Origin of the sequence: Paractinoplanes hotanensis, from assembly GCF_023717965.1 — a bacterium.
GTDB lineage: Bacteria > Actinomycetota > Actinomycetes > Mycobacteriales > Micromonosporaceae > Actinoplanes > Actinoplanes polyasparticus.
Genome location: NZ_JAMQOL010000023.1, coordinates 116226 through 141263, shown reverse-complemented (window position 1 = coordinate 141263; position 25038 = coordinate 116226). Strand labels below are relative to the sequence as shown.

Annotated in this window: 19 protein-coding genes; 5 read left to right on the top strand and 14 right to left on the bottom strand. The window is 71.2% G+C overall.

The window, feature by feature from the left end; genetic code table 11:
* Positions 1-15: 15 nt before the first annotated feature.
* Both LXN57_RS18930 and LXN57_RS18925 read right to left on the bottom strand, forming a co-directional pair.
* Positions 16-492, bottom strand: coding sequence for a hypothetical protein (locus LXN57_RS18930; RefSeq protein ID WP_251799500.1), 477 nt, complete (start codon positions 490-492; stop codon positions 16-18).
* A gap of 93 nt (positions 493-585) precedes the next feature.
* A complete protein-coding gene (locus tag LXN57_RS18925; protein WP_251799499.1) occupies positions 586-1581 on the bottom strand; it encodes a LacI family DNA-binding transcriptional regulator in 996 nt (331 codons plus the stop codon).
* A gap of 33 nt (positions 1582-1614) precedes the next feature.
* Here LXN57_RS18925 and LXN57_RS18920 point away from each other — a divergent pair, with 33 nt between their 5' ends.
* Both LXN57_RS18920 and LXN57_RS18915 read left to right on the top strand, forming a co-directional pair.
* Entirely contained in the window at positions 1615-3993 is a 2379-nt protein-coding gene (locus LXN57_RS18920; RefSeq protein WP_251799498.1) for a beta-glucosidase family protein, read from the top strand.
* Between the two features lie 65 nt (positions 3994-4058).
* On the top strand, positions 4059-4721 hold the full coding sequence (locus LXN57_RS18915) for an FHA domain-containing protein (RefSeq protein WP_251799497.1): 663 nt from the start codon (positions 4059-4061) through the stop codon (positions 4719-4721).
* Between the two features lie 6 nt (positions 4722-4727).
* On the opposite strand, the gene LXN57_RS18910 is transcribed toward LXN57_RS18915, so the two are convergent.
* From LXN57_RS18910 to LXN57_RS18900, 3 genes are all read right to left on the bottom strand, one after another.
* Positions 4728-4973 carry a hypothetical protein gene (locus LXN57_RS18910; protein WP_251799496.1) on the bottom strand — a complete coding sequence of 82 codons (246 nt, stop codon included), beginning with the start codon at positions 4971-4973 and terminating at the stop codon, positions 4728-4730.
* 68 nt (positions 4974-5041) lie between these two features.
* Positions 5042-6424 carry an MFS transporter gene (locus tag LXN57_RS18905; protein ID WP_251799495.1) on the bottom strand — a complete coding sequence of 461 codons (1383 nt, stop codon included), beginning with the start codon at positions 6422-6424 and terminating at the stop codon, positions 5042-5044.
* A gap of 26 nt (positions 6425-6450) precedes the next feature.
* Positions 6451-8244 (bottom strand): LamG-like jellyroll fold domain-containing protein, encoded by a 1794-nt coding sequence (locus LXN57_RS18900; RefSeq protein ID WP_251799494.1) that lies wholly within the window; start codon positions 8242-8244, stop codon positions 6451-6453.
* Between the two features lie 95 nt (positions 8245-8339).
* Here LXN57_RS18900 and LXN57_RS18895 point away from each other — a divergent pair, with 95 nt between their 5' ends.
* Positions 8340-9716, top strand: coding sequence for a serine/threonine-protein kinase (locus LXN57_RS18895; RefSeq protein WP_251799493.1), 1377 nt, complete (start codon positions 8340-8342; stop codon positions 9714-9716).
* Here LXN57_RS18895 and LXN57_RS18890 read toward each other — a convergent pair.
* The 6 genes from LXN57_RS18890 to pgi all read right to left on the bottom strand — a co-directional run bounded on the left by LXN57_RS18890 (position 9713) and on the right by pgi (position 16669).
* Complete coding sequence (locus LXN57_RS18890) at positions 9713-10279, bottom strand: histidine phosphatase family protein (RefSeq protein WP_251799492.1); 567 nt, start codon at positions 10277-10279, stop codon at positions 9713-9715. The genes LXN57_RS18895 and LXN57_RS18890 overlap by 4 nt on opposite strands.
* A gap of 63 nt (positions 10280-10342) precedes the next feature.
* Positions 10343-10951 (bottom strand): FMN reductase, encoded by a 609-nt coding sequence (locus LXN57_RS18885; RefSeq protein WP_251799491.1) that lies wholly within the window; start codon positions 10949-10951, stop codon positions 10343-10345.
* On the bottom strand, positions 10948-12042 hold the full coding sequence (locus tag LXN57_RS18880) for an LLM class flavin-dependent oxidoreductase (RefSeq protein WP_251799490.1): 1095 nt from the start codon (positions 12040-12042) through the stop codon (positions 10948-10950). The genes LXN57_RS18885 and LXN57_RS18880 overlap by 4 nt, the downstream gene beginning before the upstream one ends.
* Before the next feature lie 463 nt (positions 12043-12505).
* Positions 12506-13840 (bottom strand): glycosyl hydrolase family 18 protein, encoded by a 1335-nt coding sequence (locus LXN57_RS18875; protein WP_251799489.1) that lies wholly within the window; start codon positions 13838-13840, stop codon positions 12506-12508.
* Between the two features lie 64 nt (positions 13841-13904).
* The gene (locus tag LXN57_RS18870; protein WP_251799488.1) at positions 13905-15005 is read right to left on the bottom strand and encodes a winged helix DNA-binding domain-containing protein; all 1101 of its coding nucleotides are present in this window, start codon (positions 15003-15005) and stop codon (positions 13905-13907) included.
* 32 nt (positions 15006-15037) lie between these two features.
* Positions 15038-16669, bottom strand: coding sequence for a glucose-6-phosphate isomerase (pgi, locus tag LXN57_RS18865; RefSeq protein ID WP_251799487.1), 1632 nt, complete (start codon positions 16667-16669; stop codon positions 15038-15040).
* Positions 16670-16949: 280 nt separating this feature from the next.
* On the opposite strand from pgi, the gene LXN57_RS18860 reads away from it, so the two are divergent.
* On the top strand, positions 16950-18986 hold the full coding sequence (locus LXN57_RS18860) for a glycosyltransferase family 39 protein (protein WP_251799486.1): 2037 nt from the start codon (positions 16950-16952) through the stop codon (positions 18984-18986).
* 241 nt (positions 18987-19227) lie between these two features.
* Here the strand turns inward: LXN57_RS18860 and LXN57_RS18855 are convergent, their stop codons facing one another.
* The 3 genes from LXN57_RS18855 to LXN57_RS18850 form a co-directional block, all read right to left on the bottom strand.
* Positions 19228-21804, bottom strand: a complete 2577-nt coding sequence (locus tag LXN57_RS18855; RefSeq protein ID WP_251799485.1) for a putative bifunctional diguanylate cyclase/phosphodiesterase — start codon at positions 21802-21804, stop codon at positions 19228-19230.
* A 114-nt stretch (positions 21805-21918) separates the two neighbouring features.
* Entirely contained in the window at positions 21919-22044 is a 126-nt protein-coding gene (locus LXN57_RS47920) for a hypothetical protein (RefSeq protein WP_285904638.1), read from the bottom strand.
* Positions 22045-22124: 80 nt separating this feature from the next.
* Entirely contained in the window at positions 22125-23648 is a 1524-nt protein-coding gene (locus tag LXN57_RS18850) for a CBM96 family carbohydrate-binding protein (RefSeq protein WP_251799484.1), read from the bottom strand.
* Positions 23649-23809: 161 nt separating this feature from the next.
* On the opposite strand from LXN57_RS18850, the gene LXN57_RS18845 reads away from it, so the two are divergent.
* Complete coding sequence (locus tag LXN57_RS18845) at positions 23810-24988, top strand: dipeptidase (RefSeq protein WP_251799483.1); 1179 nt, start codon at positions 23810-23812, stop codon at positions 24986-24988.
* Positions 24989-25038 lie beyond the last annotated feature (50 nt).

Genomic DNA, 25038 nt, shown 5'->3' with positions numbered 1-25038 from the left:
CGGCGCGGCTCGGTGTCAGTAGCGGCGGGACTGTTCGTCGAGCCGGGACCAGCGGCCGGCACGGTCGCGGCGGCGGCAGGCGACCAGGTGGCCGGCGAGGATGGCGGGCTGGCCGCCGCGGACGCAGGCGTCGGCGCCGGCGGTCAGCACACCGGCCACCATTTCGGCCGGGGCCTCCTCGTCGACCAGAGCGACGATCATCGAGCGGCGCGGCAGGACGCGGCGGGCCGCCTCGACGTCGTGTACCTGGCCCGCGGCGATCAGCACGATCTCGTCGGCGCCGATGTCGTCGAGGCCGGCTGCCCGGCGCAGGGACCAGCCGGGCGGCAGGTGCTGGGGCAGGCCGGCCACGCGACCGGGATGGCCCAGATAGGCCACGACGGGCAGGGGGCCGGCCACGGCGGCGGGCAGGCCGGCCGGGTTGATCGGCAGGTCGGTCGCGGTCGCGGTGAAGTCGCGGTGGCCGGTGTTGCTGTTCAGCGAAACGAGCACGGCGCTCATCCCCCTTTCGGCGGGCTCTCGGTACCCCTTCACCCTTCGCCCGCCGCCTGAGTCACCCATGTGCCCCGCCTGTGGGTTCGCTGTTCAGACCGATTCGCGGGCCACCACGCGCACGATGTCGGCCGCGGGCAGCGTCGGCGCGGCCCGGCCGCTCATGGCGGCCACCACCGTGGCCGCCAGGTGGGCGCCGGCCACCGCCTGGTCGGTGGTCACCGTGGTCAGCGGCGGGTCGGACAGGCGGGCCGGCACGATGTCGTCGACGCCGATCACGGCCAGGTCGCCGGGGACGGACCGCCCGGCCCGGCGTGCGCCGGCCAGCACGGCCAGCGCCACCTCGTCGTTGTAGGCACAGACGGCCGTCACGCCGGTCGCCTGCCACCGCCGTACGGCCTCGGAAGCGGCCGCCGGGTCGAGCGGAACCGTCAGCCCGACCGGCGTCGGCAGGCGGAGCGCGGCGCACGCGGCGCGGACGCCGGCCAGCCGCGGTTCGGCGAAGAACCGTAGCCGGGGGTCGTCGGGATAGGCGTAGCCGAGCCGCGTGTGCCCGGCCCGGGCGAGGTGCTCGGCCTGCCGGCGCCCGACGAGCTCTTGCGGCACGGCGAGCTCGCGCCCCCGGTCGCGGCGCGACAGGGCCACCACCAGCGTGACCCCGGCCGAGCGCATGGCCGCCGTCTCGGCTTCCGAGAAGCCGGTGTACGCGATGACAGCGGCGGGGGTGATCGCCTTCCACAGCTCGGACATCGGGCGGTCCTCGCGGTTTCCGGGATGCACGACGAGGGTGAGGCCGTGCCGGGCCAGCGCGGCCGACAGGTGGCGCAGGCTGGAGCCCACCTCGGGGCCGATCGGCCAGTCGGGCAGCAGGCACAGCACCACGTCGGAGCGGCCGGTGCGCAGGGTGCGCGCGGCGGCCGACGGCGAGTAGCCGAGCTGGGCGGCGGCGTCGCGCACCCGGTCGCGGGTGCCGGGCGAGATGGTCTGGCGCGGCGTGTCGTTGAGGACATAGCTGACCGTCGCGCGGGACACTCCGGCCAGCTTGGCGACGTCCGCGCTGGTGACTCGTTTGGTGGTGGAGTCGGCCATGACAACCAAACTTACACGTGTAACCATGAGGACATGACGTCCGACCTCGCCGCCCTCGTCAAGTCGCTCGACCTTCCGGCCAAGGTACGCCTGCTCACCGGCGCTTCGGCATTTACGCTCGCCGATGAGCCGTCGATCGAGCTGCACGAGATGCGCTTCTCCGACGGCCCCACCGGCGTACGCGGCCTGAAGTTCACCGGCGGCCGGGTGGTCACCCTGTTCCCCAACGCGACGCTGCTGGCCTCGGCCTGGGACGAGCAGAGCGCGTACGAGGTCGGGCAGCTCCTCGCCGAGGAGGCGATGGCGCAGCGGATCCACGTCGTGCTCGGCCCGACGATCAACCTGCACCGCACGGCGCTGGGCGGGCGGCTCTTCGAGGCGTACTCGGAAGATCCCCTGCTCACCGGCAGGCTGGCCGCCGCCTACGTGCGCGGCCTGCAGGACAGCGGCGTCGGCGCGTGCCTCAAGCACCTGGTCGCCAACGAGAGCGAGACCGAGCGCAACACCGTCAACTCGGTCGTCGACGGCAAGACGCTGCACGAGCTCTACCTGCTGCCGTTCGAGATCGCGATCGAGGACGCCGGCGCGTGGTCGGTCATGGGCGCGTACAACGACGTCAACGGCGTGGCCTCGACCGAGAACCACCACATCAACAACGAGGTGGTCAAGGGCGCCTGGGGCTACCCGGGCCTGATCATGTCGGATTGGTTCGCCACCAAGACCGTGGCGCCGGCCGCGAACGGCGGGCTCGACCTGGTCATGCCGGGGCCGGACGGGCCGTGGGGCGACGCGCTGACCGCCGCGGTGCGGGCGGGCGAGGTCGACGAGGCGGTGATCGACGACCACGTGACGCGGCTGCTGCGGCTGGCCGAGCGGGTGGGCGCGCTCGGCGCCCCCCGCGAGTACCCGGCCGACCTTCCCGTTCCCACTTCCCGCGTACGGCGGGAGCAGTTGACCCGATTGGCCGCGCGCGGCATCACCGTGCTCAAGAACGACCGCGACCTGCTGCCGCTGGACCGGTCGGCCCGGGTCGCGCTGATCGGGCGGCACGCGGTCGAGACGATCACCATGGGCGGCGGCTCGGCCGGCGTGAACCCGCCGTACCAGGTCAGCGTGGCCGAGGGGCTGAGCGCGCTGCTCGGCGACCGGGTCACCGCGGTCGACGGCGTGGCCGTGCGGACGCAGCCCGTGCCGGCCCGGGACGGCTTCCTGACCGCGCCCTCGAACGGGCAGCCGGGCATCGACGTCATCCTCTACGACGCCGCGGGCGGCGAGCTCGAGCGGCGCTACTGCGCGCAGGCCAAGACGATGATCGGCATGGACGACGACGGCTTCACCGGAACCGTCGCCGCGGCCCGCCTGGTGGCCGACGTGCACAGCGACGGGCCGGCCGAACTGGGCGTGATGGGTGTCGGCGACTGGACTTTGTCCGACGGGACGTCGTTCCCGCTGCGCGCCTCGGGCAGCGGCATCGGCGAGGAGGTGCTCACCCCGCCCACCCGCACGTTCGTCCCGTCGACGGCGCCGGACCGCCTCGAGGCCGAGGTGACGATCGACGGCATGGGGCTGTACGGGCTGATCGGCAACGCGGCGTCGCGCGAGACGGTCGACGTGATCGACGACGCCGTGCGGGCGGCCGCGGGCGCCGACGTGGCCGTGGTCGTGGTCGGCCTCACCGAGGAGCAGGAGACGGAATCGGTCGACAAGACCACTCTGCGGCTGCCCGGCGCCCAGGACGCGCTGGTCGAAGCGGTGGCCGGAGCGGCCCGGCGTACGGTCGTGGTCGTCAACGCGGCCACGCCGGTGCTCATGCCGTGGCTGCCCCGGGTCGACGCCGTGCTGTGGGCCGGGCTGCCCGGTCAGGAGGGCGGGCACGCCGTGGCCGCGGCCCTGCTGGGCGACATCGAACCGGCCGGCCGGCTGGTCACCACGTTCCCGGCGGCCGACGGGGCGGCCCCGGCGTGGTCGGTGACGCCGGTCGACGGCCGGCTCGAGTACGGCGAGGGCACCTTCATCGGCTACCGCGGCCACTTCGCGGGCCGGGCCCCCGAGCCGGCGTTCTGGCTGGGACACGGGCTCGGCTACGGCGAGTGGGAGTACAGCGACGTGCGGCTGGTGACCGGCGACGCGCCGTCGATCACGGTGACCGTGAAGAACGTCGGGCGGCACGAGAGCCGCGAGGTCGTGCAGGTCTACCTGCGGCCGGTGGAGCCGGACGAGCCCGTACGCCTGGTCGGCTGGACCGCCGTGACCGTCGAGCCCGGCAAGTCGGCCCGGGTGACCGTCCACACCGACCGCCGGCTGTGGCGCCGGTGGGACACCACGGCGCAAACCTGGTCGGACCGGCTGGCCGACGGCGGCAAGTTCCTCGTGGCCCGGGGCCTGGGAGACATCCGCGCGACAGTCTCCTGATCGTGGCGGCGTCCGCCTGGCATACTCGTCAGCTGCCGTGACGTACGACCCGTCTGGATGACGCCGTGACCGCTGCGCCCGAACGTGTGGGGCTCGAGAGGCTCGAGCCCTCCGGAGCGGTGCGCCCGGACGACATCCTGGACGCGATGCGCCGCGAGGCCGAGCGGCACAAGGCGCTGCTGGCGGGCGGCCGCACGATGGTGCCCAACCACTACACGGTCGGCCTCTCCGCCTACGACCACCGGCGATGGGCCCCGCACGCCGCCCGGCTGGCGCAGGAGCTGGCCACCCACCAGGCGGCGCTGATCGCCGAGCAGGCCTGGATCGTCTACGGCGACATCTCGGTCGAGGTCTTCCAGGGCGACGACCTCGACACCGGCACGTTCCGGGTGGCCGCGCTGCTCGAACCCGACCCGCCGCCCCCGCGCCCCGCGCCGGCCCCCGACGACGCGGTCGTGACGCTGGTCAGCGCCGAGGGTCAGGCCTGGGGCCTGCCGTCGGGGCTGACCGTGCTCGGCCGCGACCGCGAGGCCGGCGTGCGCCTGCGCGACCCCGGCGTCTCCCGCCGTCACCTGATCATCGAGGTCCACGACGACCGGATCACCCTGACCGACCTGGGCTCGCACAACGGCACCCGGGTCAACGGCCACCCCATCGCCACCGTCGACCTGCGCCCCGGCGACACGATCGAGATCGGCGGCACGGTCCTCACGCTGCGCCTCCGCTGAGCGGCCTCACCCTCGCTCCCCCACGTTCTCCACCAGGCTGAAGCGGTAGAGGTCGCGCCGGATCAGGGCCGGATCGACCGCCCACAACGTTCTGCGCGCTCGACGGTTCCGGGACGACACCGCCGGCCGCGCGCGGCGCCCAGGCCGGCGGAATCGGATCTGCCGGGGACACAGGCCGTCGTGGCCGGGTTCGATCCACGTTTCCCCGCGTTCCCGGTACGGCCTCCCGCCGGCCGGGTCGATGTCGATCATCCAGCTCTCCTGGTAGATCAACTGCCCGGCCCGCGGCCGGTACGGCGTGGCGTTCCCGGCCGCGGCGATCAGGACGTCGAGCGGCCGGCTACGACGTTTCCGGCGGTTCTCGGGAGGCGGAAGGCTTCCACGGCGGGGATCGCCAGGAGGATGGCCAGGGCCAGGAAGGCGATCCGGAAACGGGGCTCGGCGCCGTCGGTGACGGTGGCTCCCAGGCGTACGAGGAGGGCGCCCACGGCGACCCCGAGGCCGGCGCCCAGTTCCTGGATGGTTGACATCAGGGTGTTGGCGCTGGTCATGCGGGTGGGTGGGACGTCGGCGAAGGCGACCGTGTTGTAGGTGCTGAAGCCGATCGAGCGGAAGACGCCGCTCAGCGCCAGCACGAGCAGGACCAGGGGCAACGGCGTCGACCCGGTCAGGGTGGCCAGGGCCAGCAGGCAGGCGGCGGAGGCGACGACGGCGCCGCACATGACCGGGCGCATGCCGAAGCGGCGCATCAGGGGCGTTGTCAGTGGCTTGATGCCGATGTTGCCGGCGAACAGGGCGATCACCACCAGGCCGGCCTGGGCCGCGGTCCAGCCGAAGCCGAGCTGGAAGAACAGGGGCAGCAGGAACGGGATCGCGTTGATGACGGCGCGGAAGACGGAGCCGCCCAGGGCGGTCGCCCGGTAGGTGCGTACGCGCAGGATGCTCAGGTCGACCAGGGGTTTCGGGGTGCGCCGCAGGTAGCGGACGGTGACGATCAGGGTTGCGGCCGCTGCCACCAGCAGGGCTGTCGCCAGGGGCCAGCGGGGGTGCTGTTCGGCCACGCCTTCCAGGCCGGCGATCAGGGCGGCTGTGCCCGCGGCGACCAGCAGGAAGCCACGCCAGTCAAGGCGGCCGGGGCCGTCGGAACGGACGTCGGGAAACAGGCGGCGGGCCACGACCAGGGCGGCCAGGCCGAGCGGGATGTTGACGAGGAAAATCAGGCGCCAGGACGCGTACGTGCTCAGGACACCGCCGAGAGCGGGCGCGAGCAACGGGGCTGTGAGCGCCGGCCAGGTCAGGTACGCGATGGCGCGTACCAGATCTGCTTTGGCCGTTGTCCTGATCACCACCAGGCGGCCGACCGGCACCATGAGGGCGCCGCCGACGCCCTGCAGCATCCGGGTGCCCACCAGCATCGGCAGGTTGACCGCGAGGGCACAACCCGCCGAGGCCAGCGTGAACACGACGATCGCGACGGTGAAGACGCGGCGGGCGCCGAACCGCTCGGTCAGCCAGCCGCTGATCGGGATGAACACGGCCAGGGTGAGCAGGTAGGCCGTGATCGCCACGTTCACCGTGACCGGCTGCACCCCGAGGTCCTCGGCGATGTGCGGCGCCGCCGGGGCGATCACCGTCGCGTCGAGGACCTCCATGAAGAAGGCGCCCGCCACCAGCAGCGCGAGGCCCCGGGCCTTCCTGTCCATCCCCCGATCATCGGCCTGCCCCAAGATCAGCGGAAGTGGCCGCCGGGCAGGAACTGCTCCGGGCGCAGGGCCCGTCCGGTGATCCGCACATCGCCGATCCAGCCGTAGAAGCCCTGCCCGTACTTCAGGTCGAACGACGTCGCGCCGATCACGAAGGGCCGGCCGAGCGTGGCGATGCCGCGCGCGGGCTGGGTGGGGTTGCGGGCGATCTTCGAGCCGTTGACGTGGACGACCGAGCGCCGGCCGTCGTTGACGACCGCCAGGTGCTGCCAGACGCCGGTCGGCAGGGCGTGGCTCCACGAGGTCGGGTTGTGGTCGCCGATCTCGGAGTAGAGCACGTACTGCAGGAAGCGCTCACCCGAGACGTTCAGGCTGCACGTCGGCTCCAGATCGGACCAGCCGCTGTGCTTGCCCGCGTCGCCGGCCCGGCCCTCCCAGCTGAGGATGCCCATCCAGGCGTGGTCGCCCTCGAACGGCTCGGGCAGCTTGACGAACGCCTCGATCGTGTAGCCGTCGAGGAACTTGGCCGTGGTGATCGGGGCGCCGGCCGCGGTCTGCAGGGTGGCGCCGCGGTCGGGGCCCTTGCCGCCGTCGAAGCGCAGGCTGGCGTGGGCGGGGGCGCCGGGGTGGTGCTCGGCCGAGACGGTGAGCGTCTGGTCGGTGCTGTTCGCGAGACGCCGTACGGTGAGATGGTTGCCGCGACCGCTGAGGTCCCTGATCGTGGCGCCGTCGGCGACCGACTGGCCCTTCTCGTCGAACCGCCAGTAGGCGGCGGTGTGCCGGTCGACCACCTGGGCGGCCGGCCGCGGAGCGGGCTGGGCCTGCGGGAAGCGCGCGCCGAAGTCGAAGTCGAGGCTGAACCGGTCGACGTCGCTGGTCAGCTCGATCGTCTCGGCCTCGAGCGGGGTGCGCCGGGCGGGGTCGCGGGCGAGGAACCACGGCGCGAACGTCTCGACGTCGATGCGGTTGCGCACCAGGTCGAAGCGGTAGAGCCGGATCATGCCGGCGCCGCCGTAGTACCTGTCCTGGTAGTTCGTGATGTGGACGTGCACGTCGTGGCCGGCGTCGTTCTTCAGGACCGTGCGGCCGGGCGGCCAGTAGTGCCCGTTGAGCGTCAGGAAGATCCGGTCGTTGCCCTTGATGAGCTGGTCCCAGAGCCGTTGGCCGTTGCCCGACAGGTATGCCAGCCCCCCGTCGTCCGCGTAGGCGAGGTCATGGGTCGTGACGATCGTCGGAACTTGGTGCTTGGTGAGCGTTTCGCGCGCCCAGGCCAGGCCGCTGTCCGAGATGCGCCAATCGAGCGCCAGAATCAGCCACTTCCGGCCCGCCGCTTCGAGCAGATGGGCGCTGTTGTAGCCGTCCTTCGAGGCGCCCAGGAACGTCTTCGACCGGCGCTGGCGCTGCGGCCCGAAGGTCGACAGGTACGCGCTGGGCCCGCGCTGGTCGTCCTTGGAGCCGTCGATGTCGTGGTTGCCGGCCAGCACACTGTACGGCAGCTTGCCGTCGATCCTGGAGAACGTCTGCCCGGCCAGCACGATCTCCTGCTCGGTGCCGTGCTCGGTGACGTCGCCCAGGTGGGTCAGGAAGGCGATGTTGTCCTCGGCGCGCTGCTCCAGCAGGTAGCCGAACGTCTCGCGCAGGGGCGCGGGGTCGGCGCTGTCGGCGTCGAACAGGTACTGGGTGTCGGGCAGCACCGCGATCGCGAAGCGGGGACTGCTGCTGTCGAACTTGTTGGCCGGCGTGGCGTGCGCGGGCGCGGCCGTGACGAGTGTCGCGGCGGGCGCGGCGACGGCTGCCCGCAGAAGATTCCTTCGTTCCACGCAGCTCAATATCGCGGCCGCACGGCAACATCAGGCGGCGTCGATGCGAAGCCTTCGTGATCTTCCGGGGTCGCACCGGCCTAAGCTTTGCGGTCATGCTGCAGATCGGGTTCAGGCTCGGCGACCGCTATCGGCTGGTGGACCGGATCGGCGCCGGCGGCATGGGCGAGGTGTGGCGGGGCGTAGACGAAGTGCTCGGGCGTCCGGTCGCGGTGAAGGCGATGCTGCCCGCGGTCGCCGGCGACCCCGAGTTCGCCCGGCGGTTCCTGGCCGAGGCGACCGCGATGGCCCGGGTCAACCATCCGGCGGTGACGTCGATCCACGACTACGGCCGCAGCCATGACGTCACCTATCTGGTGATGGAGTTCGTCGAGGGCGAGTCGCTGGCTCAGGCGCTGGCCCGGTCGGGACGGATGACACCCGAGGCGACCATGCGGGTGATCGCGCAGGCCGCCGACGGTCTGCAGGCCATCCACGACCAGGGCCTCGTGCACCGCGACATCAAGCCGGCCAACCTGATGATTCGCCGCGACGGGGCCGTGCTGATCACGGATTTCGGCATTGCCCGGCACGACGACGCGAGCCGGTTGACCGCCTCCGGCGCGATTCTGGGCACCCCCAGTTACCTCTCGCCCGAGCAGGTGCTGGGTCAGCCGGCCACGGCCCGCAGCGACGTCTACTCGCTCGGGCTGACCGCGTACGAATGCCTGGCCGGGCAACGGCCGTTCGAGGGCGACAACCCGTACGCGGTGGCCCTGCAACGCATCCAGTCGGCGCCGCGCACCATCGGGGTCCAACTGCCGGCCCCGATCCTGGCCGTGGTCGAGCGGGCCCTGGCCACCGACCCGGCACACCGCTGGCCGACCGCGGCGGCCCTGGCCGACGCCGCCCGCGCCGCCACCGGACCGGGTGCCGTCTCCTCCGCGCGACAGCCCGCCCCGGCCCGTCGGCGCCGCGGACGGATGCTGCTCGCGGCGCTGGCCGTCCTCCTGGTGCTCGGCGGGCTGGCCGGGTGGGGCGTGAGCAGGCGCGGCGGCGACACCGACGTGGCTTCACCCGGCGCCACTGCCGGAGCGGGCGCGACCCCGGGCGGGCCGTTCCGCTCGTGCGGCACCGGGTTCTGCCCGCTCGAGCCGATCTGCTGGGGCGGGGTGACGGCGATCAGCGGCAAGGCCCACCCGCCGTCGCGGATGGATTGCGCCGAGGAGCACACCTGGGAGACGTTCGTCGCGCTCACGATGCCCGACGGCGCCGCGGCGGCCCGCCAGGACTCCCTGATGGGCCGCGAGCAGATCGCCGACGCCTGCTCCGCGGCCGTGATGGCGTCGCGCAGCAAGGACCCCGGCGCCACCCGGTCTTGGCGGCGGGATGCCTGGCCGATCGCCCTGCCCGAGGGCAGCGCTCCGCTGCTGCACTGCATCGCCGCGCCGGCCCTCGGCGACACCACCGGTGGGGCCTTCCAACTGGGCTAGGGAGCGTTCCAGACGTCGATCGCGGTGCGCCCGTGGTCGAAGCCGAGAATCGAGAGCGTCGCCGTGCCCAGCTTCAGCCGGCCACCACCTTCGGCCGGCATCCCGATCCAGCGGGCCCCGACGACGCGCAGCGCGTGACCGTGCCCGATCAGCGCCACGTCACCCTGGTCCAGCAACGGACGGACCTTTTCCAGTACGCGGTCGATCCGCTCGGCGATCTGGGCCGGCGACTCCCCGCCGGTGGCGCCGTCGCGGAACAGCCACCAGTCCGGATCCGTCTCGTGGATCTCGGCCGAGGTGATGCCCTCGTACTCGCCGTAGTTCCACTCGACCAGGTCCTCGGTGGTCTCGGTGACCTGGAGGCCGGCCAGCTCGGCGGTGCGCAGGGCACGGCGGCGAGGGCTGGAGACGACGGCCACGAACTTGCGGTCCTTGACCCGGGGCGCGATCGCCCGGGCCTGGCGCTCGCCCTCCTCGGTCAGGTCGAGATCGGTGTACGACGTGTGACGGCCGTTGGCGCTCCACTCGGTCTGCCCGTGCCGGATCAGCACGATCTCGCCCATGGTGACTCCTTCGTCGGTTCGACTCTTTGTACCCCGCCGGAGCCCGCCAAGGCAGGGAAGGCCCTACTTCAGCAGATCGTCGAAACTGACCGTCAACGCGAAGGGGTCGGCCACCGTGGCCGGCTCGCGGCGGTCGATCTCGGTGGCGAGCTCGGTCGCGCCGCGAACGATGCGGGTCTGCAGGAAGCCGTCGGACGAGTCGGCGCCCCAGTCGTCGCCGGCCGCGAAGACCGAGGTGGGCACGACGACCGCCCGCAGGTAGCCGAACAGCGGGCGCAGAGCGTGCTCGAGCGCCAGCGAGTGGCGGGCCGTCCCGGCCGTCGCGGCGATCAGCACCGGCTTGTCGGCCAGCGCGTCCTTGTCGACGACGTCGAAGAACGACTTGAACAGACCGCTGTAACTGGCGGTGAAGATCGGCGACACGGCGATCAGGCCGTCGGCGCCGGCCACCGCGTCCAGGGCGTCCTTCAGCGCCACCGGCGGGAAGCCGGTGAGCAGGTGGTTCATGATGTCGTGGGCCAGGTCGCGCAGCTCGATCGTGCGGACGTGGAGCTCGATGCCGCGCTCGGCGGCGGCGGTGACCGCCGCCGCGGAGAGCTGGTCGGCGAGCAGGCGGGTCGACGACGGCTGGCTCAGGCCGGCCGAGACGACGACCAGGGTGCGCTGCTTCATGCGGAGACCTCCTCCTTGGCCTGCTTCTTCGCGAGCAGGGAGGCGTGGGTGGGCGCGTCCGGCACGTGGGCCGGCTTGAGGGCGGCGAACTCCTTGCGCAGCACCGGCACGACCTCTTCGCCGAGGATGTCGAGCTGCTCGAGGACCGTCTTGAGCGGCAGGCCGGCGTGGTCCATCAGGAACAGCTGGCGCTGGTAGTCGCCCACGTAGTCGCGGAAGCCGAGCGTACGGTCGATGACCTGCTGCGGGCTGCCGACGGTGAGCGGCGTCTCGCGGGTGAAGTCCTCCATCGACGGGCCGTGGCCGTAGACCGGGGCGTTGTCGAAGTAGGGCCGGAACTCCTTGACCGCGTCCTGGCTGTTCTTCCGCATGAACACCTGGCCGCCGAGGCCGACGATGGCCTGGTCGGGGTCGCCGTGGCCGTAGTGGGCGAACCGCCGGCGGTAGAGCTCGATCATGCGCTGGGTGTGCGACGCCGGCCAGAAGATGTGGTTGGCGAAGAAGCCGTCACCGTAGAAGGCGGCCTGCTCGGCGATCTCGGGGCTGCGGATCGAGCCGTGCCAGACGAACGGCGGCACCTCGTCGAGCGGGCGCGGCGTCGAGGTGAAGGACTGCAGCGGCGTACGGTACTTGCCCTGCCAGTCGACAACGTGCTCCCGCCACAGCTTGTGCAGCAGCGAGTAGTTCTCGATGGCCAGCGGGATCCCGGCCCGGATGTCCTTGCCGAACCACGGGTAGACCGGACCGGTGTTGCCGCGCCCCATCATCAGGTCGACGCGCCCGCCGGACAGATGCTGCAGCATGGCGTAGTCCTCGGCGATCTTCACCGGGTCGTTGGTGGTGATCAGCGTGGTGGCCGTGCTGAGCAGCAGCTTCTCGGTCTGCGCGGCGATGTAGGCGAGCGTCGTGGTCGGCGAGGACGAGAAGAACGGCTCGTTGTGGTGCTCACCGAGCGCGAAGACGTCGAGGCCGGCCTCTTCCGCGTGCTTGGCGATGGTCACGATGTTCTTGATGCGCTCGGCCTCGGACGGCGTGTGCCCGGTGGTCGGGTCGGTGGTGATGTCGCTGACGCTGAAGATTCCGAACTGCATGACCGCTCCCTCTCCGCCGGGACCTGACGCGTCCCGTTGACTGCCCTGCACAACCACCACTGCGGCCGAAGTATTTCAAAACTTAAGGACACCCGCTGCGGCGGTCGTCACACCGGCCCATCGATGCGGCATGAGCTCCTTCGACCAGGCGCCCGGCTTCGTGGACGACGGGGAATTCTGGACGAGCGAGCTGGGACTTCGCCATCTGGACCGGCAGCGGCAGGCCATCGCGCGCAAGGTGCGGATTCGCCGGCTGTTCCTGCCGGCCGGCGACGCGGACGATCCCGTGACGCTTCAAACGTTGCGCCGGTGTCCAACCCGCGACTGGCAGCGAAGCGGCGGCAACGCTTCGAGGACCTGTGGGCTGCGTCCGCGGAACCCGAGAAGGGCGTGGCGGCTGCGCGGCGGATGCTGCGGGACAGCAGTCCGGACCGGTGACGTCGCACCGGTCCGGACTCGGTCGTCAGCGGCCCTGGAGGCGCTTCACGTTGTCGCCGAAGGTCCAGCCCTTGGAGCCGTCCCAGTTGATCGACCAGGTCATCAGGCCCTTGATGGCGGGGACACTGTTGTAGGCCTGGGTGACCAGGGCCGGGGTCAGGTAGCCACCGCCCGAGCCGGGCTGGGCCGGCAGGCCGGGGACCTGCTTGTCGTACGGGATGCGGATGGTGACGCCCTGGACGGTCAGGCCGTTGTTGAGGCACTGGGTCTGGACGGTGAAGCCCTGGACGGTGCCGGCGCCGTAGCTGTCGCCGCTGCAGCCGTACATCGAGCCGTTGTAGTACTGCATGTTGAGCCACCACAGGCGGCCGTTGTCGAGGTACTTCTTGATGATCGGCAGGTACGAGCCCCAGATCGAGCCGTACGTGACGCTGCCGCCGGTGACGTACGCGGTCTCGGGTGCCATGGTCAGGCCGAAGTTGGACGGCATGGCGGCGAGCACGCCGTCGATGATGCGAATCAGGTTGGCCTGCGAGGTCGACAGCTGGTTGATGTTGCCGCTGCCGGTCAGGCCGGTCTCGATGTCGATGTCGATGCCGTCGAAGTTGTACTGGCGCAGGATCGGCACGATCGTCGAGACGAACCGGTCGGCGACGGCCGCCGAACTGAGGTCGACACCCGCGGTGGCCCCGCCGATCGACATCAGGACCGTGGCGCCCTGGGCCTTGGCCGCGCAGATCTCGGCGGCGGTCGGCACCTTCACACCGGAGTCCATGCCGTTCTCCCACAGCACCGTGCCATCGGAGCGGATCACCGGGAACGCCGCCATCAGGACGTTGTAGCCGTGCTGGGTGATCCGGCTGTCGTTGATCGGGATCCAGCCCATTCCCGGGTGCACGCCGTTGGACGCGCCGTCCCAGTTCTCCCAGTAGCCCTGCAGCACCTTGCCGGCGGGCTTGCCGCGGACGGCGCAACCGACGGGCGGCGGAGTCGTGGTGGGCGGAGTCGTGGTGGGCGGAGTCGTCGTGGGCGGCGGGGTGGTCGTGGGCGGGGGCGTCGTGGTCGGCGCTGGGGTGGTGGGGCCGCCCGTACACGCGCCGAGGTCGCGCCACAGGGTCGGGGTGGCGGCCGGGTTCCAGCCCGTCCCGGCCCAGGCGGTGTGGGTGACGAGCGCCTGGTAGAGGCGGGCGCTGTAGGTGACCTGCTGGCCCACGGTGTAGGTCGGGCCCTCGCTCCAGACCGTGCCCGAGCAGGCCACCGCGGCGGAGGCGACGCTCCCGCCGGTCACGGCGACGGCGAACCCGCCGGCGGCCACTCCCAGCGCTGCGGCCAGCGCCAGCAATCGACGACGAACACCCATGGCGACTCCCTCGATGCGTGTGTGACCTCGGTTACGCACATCATGGAGTTCATCGGTATGAATATCAAGGGTTCTTAACAGTCAGCGGCAACTCCAGGTAGGCGGCATAGAACGCCAGGGCCTCGGCGGCGTCGGAATAATCTCGCTTGGTGAAGGATGTCAATGGCTCGACGGTCACGGTGACGCCCTTGCGGGTCAGCGCGCGGGTCCAGGTGGCGCGCACCCGGCCGCCCTGCACCAGCGTCGAGCGGAAGACGCCGTTGCCACCGGGAACGATGGCGTCGACGTCGTCCGTCATGAGCGACCGGTCTTTGTAGCCGAGCATGTATTCGTCGAAACCCGGCAGCGCCAGCCACTCGCCCGGCCCGAGATCGGGCGCGACGGCTGCCACGAGCATCTCGACGCCGTCCACCTCGACCGGCTGCAGGGCATCGCCGGCGACCGCGACGCCCGTGCGGCAGTCGGTCGCCGTCAGGCCCGTCCAGCCCACGAAATCCTTGCGGGTCGCCGGGCCGTGGCTGCGGAAGTAGCGCAGCGCGATGATGCCTAGCGCCTCGTCCCGCGAGGGGCGGTGGGGCGCGGGGACCCACTCGTCGAGCAGCACGAACGTCTGTTCCTTGCCGACGTGGGGCGCGATCGCCGTGACGCCGCGCTGAGACGCGTACCAGAGGAGGTGGTAGCCGCGCTGGCCGGTGACCTCGACACCGCCGTCGGCCATCGCGGTCATGCACTCGGAGCGGGTGAGCCGGCCGCCGCCCTTGAGCGCCGCCCCCAGGACGTCGACCGCGCGGTCGACCGTCGCCTCGTCGAGGCCCAGCGTGTCACGACGTTTGGCCGCGCCGGCCAGCGCGCGGACGCCCATGAGGTCGAGCATCCAGTGGGCGTCGGCGGCCGGGACGAAGTGGACGGTGCCACGCATGGGCCAGGTGCGCAGGACGGATCGGTCTTCGAGCGCCTCGTTGACCTGGGCCAGGGTCACGCCGGGCAGACGGCACCCCAGCGACCACAGGGCGCTGTTCACATCTTGCGCCTGCATCGCGCCGAACCAGTCGACAATGCCGGCGACGTCGCCCGGGGTGTTGCTGGCCGGGGTGTTGCCGCCCAGCCTGTTGCCGCGCAGCAACAGGCTGGTCATCCGCAGGCCCAGGGCCGTCGTGGCATCCATACGACGACCCTAGGGCCCGGGTGCGACAGAAATCAGCGGCCGCGCTGCGACCGGTACAGCTCGATCAGGTTGTTGGTCGACGAGTCGTCGTCGGTGGCCGGCGCGGACGACGAGGTCAGCTTGGGCGCCAGCTCATTCGCCATCACCTTGCCGAGCTCGACACCCCACTGGTCGAACGAGTTGATCTGCCAGATCGTGCCCTGGGTGAACGTGATGTGCTCGTAGAGGGCGATGAGCTGGCCGAGCACCGCCGGGGTCAGCGACTCCGCGATGATCGTCGTGGTCGGGTGGTTGCCCTGCATCACCCGGTGCGGCGCGATCTCGGGCGCCGTGCCCTCGGCGAGCACCTGCTCGAGCGTACGGCCGAAAGCGAGCGCACCGGTCTGAGCGAAGAAGTTCGACATGAACAGGTCGTGCATCTCGCCGATGTCGTGGTTGGGCTTGCTGAACCCGATGAAGTCGGCCGGGATCAGCTTGGTGCCCTGGTGGATCAGCTGGTAGAACGCATGCTGGCCGTTGGTGCCGGGCTCGCCCCAGAAGACCTCGCCGGTCTGGAACGTCACCGGCGAACCGTCGAGGCGCACCGACTTCCCGTTGCTCTCCATGGTCAGCTGCTGCAGGTACGCCGCGAAGCGGTGCAGGTATTGCGAGTACGGCAGGATCGCGTGCGACTGCGCGCCGAGGAACGTGTCGTACCAGACGTTGAGCAGGCCGAGCAGCGCCGGCACGTTCGATTCGAGCGGCTGCGTGCGGAAGTGCTCGTCGACGGTGTGGTAGCCGGCGAGCATGTCGGCGAACTGCTCCTTGCCGATCGCGATCATGACGGACAGGCCGACCGCGGAGGGCAGCGAGTAGCGGCCGCCCACCCAGTCCCAGAAGCCGAACATGTTCGCGGTGTCGATGCCGAAGTCGGCCACCCGCTGGGCGTTGGTGCTGACGGCCACGAAGTGCTTGGCGACCGCCGCCTGGTCACCGCCCAGGCCCTCGAGCAGCCAGTTGCGGGCCTCGGTCGCGTTGGTCAGCGTCTCCTGTGTGCCGAAGGTCTTGGAGACCACGACGAACAGCGTGGACGCGGGATCCAGGTCGTGCGTCTTCTCGTACAGGTCGGTGGGGTCGATGTTCGAGATGAAGCGGCACTCGATCTCGGGCGTCTTGAAGGCCTTCAGCGCCTCGTACGCCATGACCGGGCCCAGATCCGAGCCGCCGATCCCGATGTTGACCACCGTCTTGATGCGCTGCCCGGTGTGGCCTACCCACTCGCCGGAGCGGACCTTGTCGCTGAACGCGCCCATGCGCCTCAGCACCTCGTGCACGTCGGCCACGACATCCTGCCCGTCGACCACGAGCTGGGCGTCGCGGGGCAGGCGCAGCGCGGTGTGCAGGACGGCACGGTCCTCAGTGACGTTGATGTGCTCGCCGGCGAACATGGCAGCCGTGCGCTCCCGCAGCTTTGCCCGCTCGGCCAGCGCCAGCAGCGCGCTCAGCACCTCGTCGGTCACCAGGTTCTTGCTGTAGTCGACCGTCAGATCGGCCAGCTGCGCGGTGAGGCGCTCGCCGCGGTTCGGATCGCTGCCGAAGAGGTCGCGCAGGTGCACACCCGCGAACTTCTCGGCGTGGCCCTGCAGCGTCTGCCATTCGGTGCTGTCGGAAACGTGATCGCTCATTGTCCTAGTCTCTTCCTCGAACCCGGACTCTCGGCCTAATCCTGGCACGAAACGTGTCAGGGCGACGGCGACGCAGTGGAGATCACCGGGCGGACGACGTATTCCATGGCGGGCATCACCTTCTGGGGATCCTCCCCCGCCGTCCGCAGCGCCACACGGAAACACGCGATCCCGGCCTGCGACCGCCGGCAGCTACAAGACGACGTTCGCGGCCGGCCTCATAGATCACGCACAGCCACGGCACAGAGCGGGCGTAGGGGCACGCCCGAGCCTTACCGTCATGACGACGTTGATGGAACGCCCCGCGGCCGCCTCACCACCCCGGCACGAGGCGCCGAAGACCCGCCGAGATCCCCGCTGGCCGGTCGTGGTGCTGCTGCTCGGCGCTGCGGTGCTCTATCTCTGGGACCTGAGCGCGTCGGGCTGGGGCAACAGCTTCTATGCGGCCGCCGCGCAGGCCGGAGCGCAGAGCTGGAAGGCATGGCTGTTCGGCTCGCTCGACGCCGGCAACGCCATCACCGTCGACAAACCGCCCGCCGCGCTGTGGGTGATGGGGCTGTCCGCGCGCATCTTCGGCGTGAACAGCTGGGCGATCCTGGCCCCGCAGGCGCTCATGGGCGTGGCCGCCGTCTGGTTCCTCTACGCGGGGGTCAAGCGCTGGTTCGGTACGACGGCCGGGCTGACCGCCGGGGCGGCGCTCGCGGTGACCCCGGTGGCGGTGCTGATGTTCCGCTACGACAACCCCGACGCGCTGCTCGTGCTGCTCATGACAGCCGGCGCCTACACGACCGTCCGCGCGGTCGAGAAGGCGTCGTGGAAGTGGCTCGCGCTCACCGGCATGCTGCTCGGCCTCGGCTTCCTGACCAAGATGATGCAGGCGTTCCTGGTGCTGCCCGGGTTCGCGCTGGTCTATCTGATCGCCGCGCCGGCCGGGCTCGGCCGGCGCCTCCGCGACCTGCTGGTGGCCGGCCTGGCGCTCGTCGTCTCGGCCGGGTGGTACGTCGCGCTGGTGTCGCTGTGGCCGGCGTCGTCCCGGCCGTTCATCGCCGGTTCGACGAACAACACGCTGTGGGAGCTGGCGCTCGGCTACAACGGCCTGGGCCGCATCCTGGGCGGCTCGGGCAACGGCGGCGGTGGAAACGCCTCTTTCGGCGGCTCCACCGGAATCGGCCGCCTCTTCGGATCGTCCATGGGCCTGGAGATCTCGTGGCTGCTGCCGGCTGCCCTGATCGCGCTGGTGGCCGTGCTCGCCGCCACGTGGACGAGCCCGCGCACCGACCGGGCCCGAGCCGCGATGGTCATGTGGGGTGGCTGGGTGCTGGTCACGGGCCTGACGTTCTCGTACATGAGCGGCACGATCCACCCGTACTACACGGTGGCGCTGGCCCCCGGCATCGCGGCGCTGGTCGCCATCGGCGGCCGGGTGCTGTGGCTCCACCGCGACCGGCTGTGGGCCCGCGCGCTGCTGGCGGCGATGATCGCGGCGACCGCGGTGTGGGGCTGGGTGCTGCTGGGCCGCACCGACTGGCTGCCCGCTCTGCGGTGGGCCTCGCTCGGGCTGGGGGTGATGCTCGCGCTGGTGCTGCTGGTTCCCGGCCTGCGGCTGCGGCGCCTGGCGGTGGCACTTCTGGCTGCGGCCATCCTGTCGGCCGGCGCGGGCGGCGCGGCCTACGCGGCGGCGACCGTCCCGGTGCCGCACACAGGCTCGATCCCCTCGTCCGGCCCCGCGGGCCTGTCCAGCGACGGCATGGGCGGCGGCTTCAACCGCACCGGCGGCGGCCCCGGCTTCTCTTCCACCCCCGGCGGCACCGGCACGGACTCGTCCGCGGACTCCGGCACGGCCGGCGCCGACCCGTCGGGCACCGGGTCGACAGGCGCCACCGGGTCGAAGACCGACGGTTCCACAGCGGGCGGCCCGCCGAGCGGCGGCGGGATGGGCGGCGGCACGAGCGCCAACAACAGCGAACTGACCGCCCTCCTGGTAGCCAGCACCACCAAGTGGTCCGCAGCCATCAGCGGCGCGACCTCGGCCGCCGACCTCGAACTGGCCAGCGGCACCTCGGTGATCGCCCTGGGCGGTTGGAACGGCAGCGACCCCTCCCCCACGCTGGCCCAGTTCCAGTCCTACGTGGCCGCCGGCCAGATCCACTACTACATCTCCAGCGGAGGCATGGGCAGTGGCGGCGGCATGGGCAGTGGCGGCGCAGGCGGTGAGTCCACCCAGGCCGGCCAGATCGCCAGCTGGGTCGCCGACAACTACACAGCGACGACCGTAGGCAGCACCACCGTCTACGACCTGACCCCACCAGCAGGCTGACCAGCAACCCAGCAACGCCCCGGATTCAGGAGGAGTCCCCGCGCCCAGCCGACGCGGGGACTCCTCCGGTCAGCGGGCGTCCTGGCGACACGACAGTGTCCCGCCAGACACCAGTCGCTATATCGTCCTAGGAGGCTAGCTTAATTGCCTCCCGCGTGCCTCATGACGCCGTGCGAAGATCGGCGGCCGGCAGACGGCCCGCATGCGGGCGCTGAGCCCCGCGCAGCTCGGAGCTGTACCGCTATCGGGTCGCGGCCGTGGACAGAGCCGGAAGTCCGGACTCCAGCAGACGGGTGGCCTCGACCGCCGGGACCGGGCGGGACAGGAAGTAGCCCTGGCCCAAGTCGCAGTTCATCTCGCGCAGGGCGGCGACCTGGGCCGCGTTCTCGATGCCCTCGGCCACTGTGCGCATGCCGAACCGCTGCCCGAGCCGGACGATCGTGCGCACCAGCGTCTCGTCCTCGGCGTCGCCGCTGCCCAGGCGGTCCACGAACGACCGGTCGATCTTCAGGACGTCCATCGGGAACCGGCGCAGGTAGGCCAGCGACGAATATCCCGTACCGAAGTCGTCCATCGCCAGCAGCACGCCCAGAGCCTTCAGGCTGACGATGCGGGCGAGGTTCTCGTCGGTGTCGGTGAGCAGCACGCTCTCGGTCATCTCGAGGCACAGCTGGTCGGCCGGCATGCCGGTCTCGGCGAGCACCTCGGCCACCGTGGCGGCCAGGTCGCCCGCCTCGAACTGGCGCACCGAGACGTTCACCGCCATCTTGAGCGGGCGGCCCCAGGCCACCGCCTGGCGGCACGCCTCGGCCAGCACCCAGCGGCCCAGCGGCACGATCAGGCCGGTCGACTCGGCCACGCCGATGAAGTCGAGGGGCGGCACCATGCCGCGCTCCGGGTGGTTCCAGCGGACCAGGGCCTCGAAGCCGACGATCGTGCCGTCGGCCAGGTCGACCGTGGGCTGGTAGTGCAGCACCAGCTCGTCGCGTTCGAGGGCCAGGCGCAGGTCGTCGGCGAGCGACAACCGCTGCATGAGCGCGTCGTGCATGTTCGGGTGGTAGGCCGCGTACACGCCGCCGCCGGCATCCTTGGCCCGATACATGGCCAGGTCGGCGTTGCGTTGCAGCTGTTCGACGTCGCCGGCGTCGGCGGCCGAGGCGATGCCGATGCCGGCGCCCACATGCAGTCCGCGGCCGTCGACGGAGAACGGCTCGTCGAGGTGTTCGAGGATCCGGGTGGCGAGCGCCTCGGCGTCGGCACGCGCGTCGGGCGACACGACGATCACGGCGAACTCGTCGCCGCCCAGGCGGGCGACCGTGTGCGGCGCCGGCACCGCGCGCAGCAGCCTGGCCGCGACCTGCACCAGCAGCTGGTCGCCGGCCGCGTGCCCGAGGCTGTCGTTGACCTCCTTGAAGCCGTCGAGGTCGAGGAAGAGCACCGACACGTGCTCGGGGCTCGGCTGCCCGCCGACCGCCGTGGCGAGCCGCTCGCGGAACAGCGCGCGGTTCTCGAGCCCGGTGAGCGCGTCGTGGTAGGCGTCGTGGCGCAGCTGGTCCTGCAGCTGCCGGGCCTCGCTGATGTCCCTGGTGTTGAAGACGAGACCGCGGATGTACGGGTCGTCGAGCTTGTTGGTGATGATCATTTCCGACAGGCGGCGGGTGCCGTCCTCGTGCGGCAGCCGCACCTCGATGGCGGTCATGCCGTCGGGCCGGCCGATCACGTCGTCGATGGCTGCCTGGATCTGCGGCGCCGCCTTGCGCCCGACGACGTCGAGGAGGCGGTGGCCGACGAGCGTCGACACCGGGAACCCGAAGATCCGTTCGACCGACGAGCTCTGGTAACGGACGGTCGAGTCGGCCTCGAGGATGGCCAGCGACTCGGAGCTCTGCTCGACGAGCGCCCGGAAGCGCTGCTCCCGGGTGGCCAGTTCGGCCGTACGGCTGATGACCCTGCCCTCAAGCTTGCGGGCGAGCTGCTTGTTGTCGCGGTACAGCAGCACGCCGCGCACCACGATCAGCAGGATGCAGACCAGGCGGCACCAGGTGCCGACCGGCGTGGCCTGTCCGCCCTGGGTCATCCAGAGCCCACCCACCACGAGGGTCAGGACCACCACGACGTGCGGAAGGACTAGGCCCACCGACCACCGGCCCGCCCGCGCCTGGTCGTCGGGCGCGTAGGTGGCGAGCGGATTGCGCACCGCGCGCACGGTGGCGAGCAGGATCAGCGCGAGTCCGGCGCACCAGCCGGCGTCGGCCAGGGCAGGCCCGACGCCGGCCATGACCGCGCTGTCGGCCACGGCCATCGTCAGCAGACCGAAGCAGACCGGCGCGAGCGCTCGCGAGCCCGGGTAGTGCGCGCTCCACCGCGACAGGGCGGCGAGCGCGACCGTGGCCAGCAGGACGTCGGCCACCGGCCGCACGACGGCGTCGGCCCGCCCGGCCGCCAGGGCCGGCTGGATCACGACGTTGTACGAGGTCACGAAGAGCGAGAAGCCGATGAGCATCGAGTCGATCGCGCTGCGCACCCGGGTCAGCCGGCTGGCGCCCTTCGGCGACGGAATGGCGAACAGGCACAGCGCCGCCAGACCCACGAACACCAGCCGCCCCGGGCCGAACAGACTGGCCAGGATGCCGGCGCCCAGGCTGATCCAGGCCAGCCGTACGCCGCCCGATCGGCGCCGCGACACGACGACGCAGGCCAGGGCGAGCACGGTCGTGACGAGGACGGTCAGCACCGCGATCACGGCCGGCGGCGCCGTCAGGCCCAGCACGACAGCGGTGACCAGAATGACTACGGGAAGCGTGGCGCCGGACGTCATCAGTTCCTCTCCCCGACAGGCATGACCGCAGAATCGGAATCCGCAGCCATCAGTTGAGAAAATGACTGCGGCGGCCCCCCGAGGGAGAGCCGCCGCAGCGCGGAAGAAGTCGGATCACTTCTTCTTCTTGTTCTTCTTGTCCTTTTTCTTGTCCTTCTTGGACTTCTTGGCCATGGTGGACCTCCCGTCGAAGTCGTCGGCGCCGCAGCCGGCGCTCGCGTCAACGATAGGGAAATTCACCCCGCTCGGAAGGCCAACGCGGAGGATCAGCACGTGTCAGGAGGCACGCGGACCGTCCTGGGAAACGCTGGTAACTCCGGTCAGCCCAGCTTCACCTTGAAGATCGGGTCGGCCGCCAGCTTCTTGAAGGCAGCCAGCGCCGTGGCGGTGCTGTTGATGCTGATGTCGCGGTCGCCCTCGTCGTCCCGCTTGGTGTCGAAGTAGACGATCGCCTTGATGGCGCTGCGCTTGGCCAGCTCGGGCCGGACGCTGTTGAAGACCGGGGCCTTGTCGGCGATCTTGCCGACGCGGTGGTAGGCGCCCCACTCGGCCACCATGATCGGCTTGGCGGCGTGCTTGGTGACGGCCCAGTCGTAGAAGTTGGTACCGCCGCCGGTCGGCGCCCGGTCGAGCAGGTCGTTGAACTTGCCGTAGTGGTAGTAGCCGGGCTCGGCGCTCACGTACGAGTCGAGGCCCATCCAGTCGACGACGTCATCGCCCGGGTAGAGGTCCTTCCACCAGCTCTGCGCCATCCACTTCTCGTTGCCCATGTAGGCCATGACGTTGACGACGTTCGTGACGCCCTGAGCCTTCAGACGCAGGATCGTGTGACGGTACATGGCGGCGAAGTCCTTGGCCTCGAAGCCGGAGCCGGTCTTGGCCACGACGTCGTTCTCGGGCTCGTGGTTGAGGACGAGGAAGAACTTCTTGCCGTACGCCTTGGCGCGCGCGGCGAACGCGTCGATGCGCTTGTTCTGCTGGCCCTGGGCGACCTTGGCCCAGGTCGAGCCGTACGCGATCTTCCAGTTCGTCAGCAGCACGCGCGGGTTGGCCGCCTCGGCGGTCATCGCGATCTCGGACTTGGTCGGGAAGATCTCGTCGCCCTTGTGGTACGTGTGGAAGATCGTCGAGGTGCGGCCGCTGAGCTTCTCCCAGTCCCGCAGCGCCTGGTCGCGCGGCGTGGTGGTGAAGCCACCGGCCGCGGCGCCCCAGAGCACGCCACACGAGGGAACAAGCTTGGCGTCGGTCACACAGTTGCCGTTGTTCACCGGCGCCGAGGGCACGGGCGGCGACACATCGCCCTGCGTGGTGACTTCGAGGACCGGGGCGCCGGTGGTGGCCTCGGCCGAGTGGAAACGGACGGCGGCGCCGGTCGAGGACAGGGCGAACGCGTACGTGCCGGGGCCCTTGACGACCTTGCCGAGGTCGACGCTGAGGGTCGCGCCGGGCACGGCCGACATCAGCACCGAGCCGAGGGCCGGAGCGTTGGCGGCGGTCAGCTTGCGCTCGGTCCAGCTCGTGGCGGCCACCTGGCGCACGACGACCTTGCTGGCCGTCGAGGCCTGCGTGGTCAGCTTGAGGCGCGCGCCGGCGACCTTGGTGCCGGCCGGGACGGCGAACTTGAGGAACGAGGCCTTGGTCTCCTTGCCGGAGACGCCGGCGACCAGCTTGGTCTCGGCGCCGAAGACGACGCCGGCGCGGGCGCTCGAGACGTACGCGTCGTCGCCCGCCGAGATCTTCAGGGTCGCCGCCGCGGCGTCAGCCGGGCTCGCGGCGGTGACACCGGCGGCACCCGCCAGCACCGCGGTCAGAACCGAGTACTTCTTCAGCTTGGATCGACGCACTGTCCCACTCCCCCGCTCTGTCCGGCCGTTGTCGGCCGGGCATGAGAAGAGATTGCGGGTCGTCCGGTGCGCGTCCAGTGCCCGATCCGGTGCGGTCAGGTTGCGCGGGCCGTTTCCCTCAAGTCTTGCTTTTGGGCGCTGTCACGGGGTAGCCAGGCAGCATGGAACTGATCATCGACGGGCACAACGACCTGCCCATGCAGCTGCGTGGGCGCTACGGATACCGCGTGGACGGGCTCGACGAGCCGCGCCCCGAGCTGCAGACAGACATCCCGCGGCTACGCGCGGGCGGGGTCGGCGGCCAGTTCTGGTCGGTCTACGTGCCGGGTGATCTGAGCGAGCCCGAGGCGGTCGTGGCGACCATGGAGCAGGTCGACGCGGTCTACCGGATGGTCGCCGCCTACCCGGACGACTTCGCCATCGCCTGCAGCGCCGACGACGTCGAGCGGGCCATCGCGGCCGGAAAGATCGCCTCGCTGATCGGGATCGAGGGCGGGCACAGCCTGGCCACCTCGCTCGGCGTGCTGCGGGCCTTCGCCCGGCTGGGCGTCCGCTACGTCACGCTGACCCACAACGAGAACCTGTCGTGGGCCGACTCCGCCGCGCGCGAGCCGCAGGTCGGCGGCCTCAACGACGAAGGGCGTGCGGTCGTCCGCGAGATGCAGCGCATCGGCGTGCTGGTCGACCTGTCGCACGTGGCGCCGGCGACCATGCACGCCGCGCTCGACACGGCGTTCGCTCCCGTCATCTTCAGTCACTCCGGCGTCCGCGCCCTGCACGACCACCCGCGCAATGTTCCGGACGACGTGCTCGTGCGGCTGCGCGACAACGGCGGCGTGATCCAGCTGACCTTCGTCGCGCCGTTCCTGTCGGCCGACTACCGGGCCTGGTGGGCCGCCGCGGACGAACAGTGGCAGCGCCTCGGCCCGCCGCCGCGCCCCGCCGACTGGCCGCGCGCGCCGCGCCCGGGCGAGGATCTGTCGACGCTGCCCGCATGGCCCGGCCCGGATCGCGTGGTGGAACCCGAATTCGCGTCGTGGCTCGCGGCCAACCCGCGCCCGCCGGTCACCGTGGCCCACGTCGCCGACCATGTGGAGCACGCCCGCGACGTGGCCGGTATCGATCACGTCGGACTGGGCGGCGACTACGACGGCACGGCCGACCTGCCCGAGGGAATGGGCGACGTGTCGGGCTACCCGCTGCTGATGACGGAGCTCTCCGGCCGCGGGTGGTCGGACGAGGAGCTGGGCAAGCTGGCCGGCGGCAACATTCTGCGGGTGCTCCGCGAGTCGGAACGTCTGGCCGAGGAACCGCTCTGGCCCCTGTCACCTGCGCGATAAGGGCGGCCGGCGCTTTGTCGCCAACGCGCTCTGCCCGGTACGACGCTTCC

Coding starts and splice junctions, on each gene's coding strand:
- LXN57_RS18885 (WP_251799491.1), bottom strand. CDS start 10,951: ATGAAGCAGCGCACCCTGGTCGTCGTCTCGGCCGGCCTGAGCCAGCCG.
- LXN57_RS18920 (WP_251799498.1), top strand. CDS start 1,615: ATGACGTCCGACCTCGCCGCCCTCGTCAAGTCGCTCGACCTTCCGGCC.
- LXN57_RS18875 (WP_251799489.1), bottom strand. CDS start 13,840: ATGGGTGTTCGTCGTCGATTGCTGGCGCTGGCCGCAGCGCTGGGAGTG.
- LXN57_RS18890 (WP_251799492.1), bottom strand. CDS start 10,279: ATGGGCGAGATCGTGCTGATCCGGCACGGGCAGACCGAGTGGAGCGCC.
- LXN57_RS18905 (WP_251799495.1), bottom strand. CDS start 6,424: ATGGACAGGAAGGCCCGGGGCCTCGCGCTGCTGGTGGCGGGCGCCTTC.
- LXN57_RS18855 (WP_251799485.1), bottom strand. CDS start 21,804: ATGACGTCCGGCGCCACGCTTCCCGTAGTCATTCTGGTCACCGCTGTC.
- LXN57_RS18845 (WP_251799483.1), top strand. CDS start 23,810: ATGGAACTGATCATCGACGGGCACAACGACCTGCCCATGCAGCTGCGT.
- LXN57_RS18860 (WP_251799486.1), top strand. CDS start 16,950: ATGACGACGTTGATGGAACGCCCCGCGGCCGCCTCACCACCCCGGCAC.
- pgi (WP_251799487.1), bottom strand. CDS start 16,669: ATGAGCGATCACGTTTCCGACAGCACCGAATGGCAGACGCTGCAGGGC.
- LXN57_RS18910 (WP_251799496.1), bottom strand. CDS start 4,973: ATGATCGACATCGACCCGGCCGGCGGGAGGCCGTACCGGGAACGCGGG.
- LXN57_RS18870 (WP_251799488.1), bottom strand. CDS start 15,005: ATGGATGCCACGACGGCCCTGGGCCTGCGGATGACCAGCCTGTTGCTG.
- LXN57_RS18925 (WP_251799499.1), bottom strand. CDS start 1,581: ATGGCCGACTCCACCACCAAACGAGTCACCAGCGCGGACGTCGCCAAG.
- LXN57_RS18880 (WP_251799490.1), bottom strand. CDS start 12,042: ATGCAGTTCGGAATCTTCAGCGTCAGCGACATCACCACCGACCCGACC.
- LXN57_RS18895 (WP_251799493.1), top strand. CDS start 8,340: ATGCTGCAGATCGGGTTCAGGCTCGGCGACCGCTATCGGCTGGTGGAC.